Annotated in this window: 3 protein-coding genes; all 3 read left to right on the forward strand. The window is 62.0% G+C overall.

Features of this window, described 5'->3' with window-relative positions:
* A partial coding sequence (gene traC / locus LC343_RS24940) for a conjugal transfer protein TraC (protein ID WP_223479857.1) occupies positions 1–258 on the forward strand: 258 nt, incomplete at its 5' end.
* Positions 259–262: 4 nt separating this feature from the next.
* Entirely contained in the window at positions 263–478 is a 216-nt protein-coding gene (traD, locus tag LC343_RS24945; protein ID WP_223479858.1) for a type IV conjugative transfer system coupling protein TraD, read from the forward strand.
* Positions 465–2,044, forward strand: a 1,580-nt coding sequence (gene traG / locus LC343_RS24950; RefSeq protein ID WP_223479859.1) for a Ti-type conjugative transfer system protein TraG, incomplete at its 3' end; no start/stop codon positions are given. The genes traD and traG, both read left to right, overlap by 14 nt.

The following is a 2,044-nucleotide window of genomic DNA, read 5'->3' on the forward strand; positions in this document are numbered from 1 at the left end:
AAACCTTCATCGAAGATCAAGGAAGACATCGCCAGACTGCAGGAGCAGCTCAAAGTCGCTGAAACGCGCGAGGCCGAGCGGATCGGACGGCTCGCGCTCAAGGCCGGTCTCGGAGAAATAGAGATCGACGACGCCAAGCTCGTCGAAGCTTTCGAGGAGCTGGCGAAACGGTTTCGCGGCGGAAGCAGCGAGACCCGGAAATCTCCCCTCACGCAAATCCCGGCTGGCGCGTCTTCGGGCGCGAATAACGAGGCTTGAGCGCATGCGACAGGCAAGCCAGTCCGACGCGCGCAAGAAGGACACGCGCGAGAAGATCCAGCTCGGCGGTCTGATCGCCAAGGCGGGGCTTCGCTACGAGAAGCGGGCGCTCCTGCTCGGACTGCTGATTGACGGCGCCAGCCGGATTGCAGCGAACGAAGCGGAGCGGGAACGGCTCACGGCGATCGGATCGGATGCGTTTTCCAATGACCCTGAATAAGCTTCTCCTCGTGATCGCTCCGGCCGGCTTGATGATCGCTGTATGTCTTGGGCTTACTGGCTCGGAAACCTGGCTGGCACGGTTCGGCAATTCGCCGGAGGCACAACTGACGCTGGGGCGGATCGGCATTGCCCTGCCCTATGGTGTCGCCGCAGCCATAGGGATTGTCTTCCTCTTTGCAGCCCGTGGCGCAATGGCGGTTAAATCCGCCGGCCTTGGTGTCCTGGTGGGCGCGGTCGGCGTGATTGGCGTTGCGGGAATGCGCGAGTTTTCGCGCCTCGGCGGTTTCGCGGATGCGGTCCCAGATGGGCACCGGCTGATCGAATATGCCGATCCTTCGACCGGGATCGGCGCGATGGTCTGCTTCGTCGCTGGCATGTTCGCACTTCGCGTCGCGCTGCGCGGTGATGCGGCGTTCGCAAGCATGAAGCCACGCCGTCTGACGGGCAAGCGCGCGATCCACGGATCGGCGGACTGGATGTCGCTCGGCGAGGCGAAACGGATGTTCGGAGAAGATGGCGGGATCATTGTGGGCGAGGCCTATCGCGTCGACAAGGACAGCGTTGCGAGCCACACGTTCCGCGCCGACGACAGACAGTCCTGGGGGGCCGGTGGCAAGTCGGCGCTCCTTTGCTTCGACGCCTCCTTCGGATCGACCCACGGACTTGTCTTCGCCGGGTCGGGTGGTTTCAAGACGACGTCCGTCACGATCCCCACAGCGCTCAAATGGGGCGGCGGGCTGGTCGCGCTCGATCCGTCAAATGAAGTCGCACCCATGGTCATCGATCACCGGCGCAAGGCCGGACGTGAGGTCTTCGTGCTCAGCCCGAAGGATGCGTCAGTCGGCTTCAACGTGCTTGACTGGATCGGCCGCTATGGCGGCACGAAGGAACAGGATGTCGTCGCCGTGGCGAGCTGGGTCGTCACCGATGTCGGCAGGCAGACATCCATGAGGGACGACTTCTTCCGGGCTTCGGCTCTGCAGCTCATCACCGCGCTGATCGCCGATGTCTGCCTCTCGGGGCATACGGAAAAGGAAAAGCAGACGCTGCGCCAGGTGCGCATGAACTTGTCCGAACCGGAACCGAAACTGCGCGAACGGCTGCAGACGATCCATGACAATTCGGAATCCGAGTTCGTGCGGGAAAACGTCGCCGCCTTTGTCAACATGACGCCGGAAACCTTCTCCGGCGTCTATGCCAATGCGATCAAGGAAACCCACTGGCTGAGCTATCCGAACTATGCGGCGCTGGTGTCCGGATCGAGCCTGTCGACCGACGATTTGGCGAAAGGAAAGACGGACATCTTCGTCAATCTCGATCTAAAAACACTCGAGGCGCATCCGGGCCTGGCGCGTACCATTATAGGCGCACTGCTCAACGCGATCTACAATCGGAATGGAGAAACGAAGAGCCGGACGTTGTTCCTGCTCGATGAGGTGGCACGGTTCGGCTATTTGCGCATTCTCGAGACGGCGCGGGACGCCGGTCGCAAATATGGCATCAGCCTGCTCCTCCTCTTCCAGTCGATCGGGCAGATGCGCGAAACCTATGGCGGGCGGGACGC

The organism is Oricola indica (genome assembly GCF_019966595.1).
In the GTDB taxonomy this organism is placed as follows: Bacteria; Pseudomonadota; Alphaproteobacteria; order Rhizobiales; family Rhizobiaceae; genus Oricola; species Oricola indica.

Excerpts from the sequence above, each read along its gene's own strand:
- traD (WP_223479858.1), top strand. The coding sequence starts at position 263 with ATGCGACAGGCAAGCCAGTCCGACGCGCGCAAGAAGGACACGCGCGAG.